This window comes from Pseudomonas sp. PAMC 29040 (assembly GCF_003994535.1).
Lineage (GTDB): Bacteria > Pseudomonadota > Gammaproteobacteria > Pseudomonadales > Pseudomonadaceae > Aquipseudomonas > Aquipseudomonas paraversuta.
Genome location: NZ_RZAA01000027.1, coordinates 1 through 1,332 on the forward strand (window position 1 = coordinate 1; position 1,332 = coordinate 1,332).

Here is a 1,332-nt window from a genome sequence, read left to right on the forward strand (position 1 = left end):
TGAAGATGGCTTTCTTCAGCACCGCGTTGTGCCTGCTGATCGGCTATCCGATGGCCTATGCCATTGCCAATGCGCGCAAAGAGATGCAGACCGTGCTGGTGCTGCTGATCATGATGCCGACCTGGACTGCGATCCTGATCCGCGTTTACGCGTGGATGGGCATTCTCAGCAACAACGGCCTGCTCAATGGTTTCCTGATGTCGATGGGCTGGATCAGCGAACCGCTGCAGATCCTCAACACCAACATCGCGGTGTATATCGGCATCGTCTATTCGTACCTGCCGTTCATGATCCTGCCGCTGTACGCCAACCTGGTGAAACACGACCACAGCCTGCTGGAAGCCGCGTCCGACCTGGGCTCGAGCACCTTCAACAGCTTCTGGAAAATCACCGTTCCGCTGTCCAAGAACGGCATCATCGCCGGCTGCATGCTGGTGTTTATCCCGGTGGTGGGCGAGTTCGTGATCCCGGAACTGCTGGGCGGCCCGGAAACCCTGATGATCGGTAAAGTGCTGTGGCAAGAGTTCTTCAACAACCGTGACTGGCCGGTAGCCTCTGCGCTTGCCGTGGTAATGCTGGCGATCCTGATCGTGCCAATCATCCTGTTCAACCGCAGCCAGGCTAAAGAACTGGAGGGCAAGATATGAATCGCTTCCGTTTTTCCAGCTTTATGCTGGTCGCAGGCTTGTTGTTCATCTACCTGCCGATGCTGATTCTGGTGATCTACTCGTTCAACGCTTCCAAGCTGGTGACGGTGTGGGGCGGCTGGTCGCTGAAGTGGTACGTGGGCCTGCTGGACAACACGCAACTGATGGGCTCGGTGATGCGCTCGCTGGAAATCGCCCTGTACACGGCGATTGCAGCGGTGGCGCTGGGGACCCTGGCAGCATTCGTGCTGACCCGCATCAGCCACTTCAAGGGCCGCACGCTGTTCGGCGGCCTGGTAACTGCACCGCTGGTGATGCCTGAGGTAATCACCGGTCTGTCGCTGTTGCTGCTGTTCGTGGCCATGGCGCAAATGATCGGCTGGCCCCAGGAACGCGGGATCGTCACCATCTGGATCGCCCACACCACGTTCTGTTCGGCCTATGTGGCCGTGGTGGTGTCGTCGCGCTTGCGCGAGCTGGACCTGTCGATCGAAGAGGCGGCCATGGACCTGGGCGCCAAGCCGTGGAAAGTGTTCTTTTTGATCACCATCCCGATGATTGCGCCGTCACTGGCGGCGGGCGCCATGATGTCGTTCGCCCTGTCCTTGGATGACCTGGTACTGGCCAGTTTCGTGTCCGGGCCGGGTTCCACCACCTTGCCGATGGAAGTGTTCTCGGCGGTACG

The 1,332-nt window shown here is 59.2% G+C and carries 2 protein-coding genes; both read left to right on the forward strand.

Annotated elements, in window-relative coordinates:
- On the forward strand, positions 1-647 hold a 647-nt coding region (locus tag WG29040_RS24245), incomplete at its 5' end, for an ABC transporter permease subunit (protein WP_127197093.1).
- Positions 644-1,332 (forward strand): ABC transporter permease subunit (locus tag WG29040_RS24250; protein WP_127197094.1); only part of this gene is annotated, 689 nt, incomplete at its 3' end. The genes WG29040_RS24245 and WG29040_RS24250, both read left to right, overlap by 4 nt.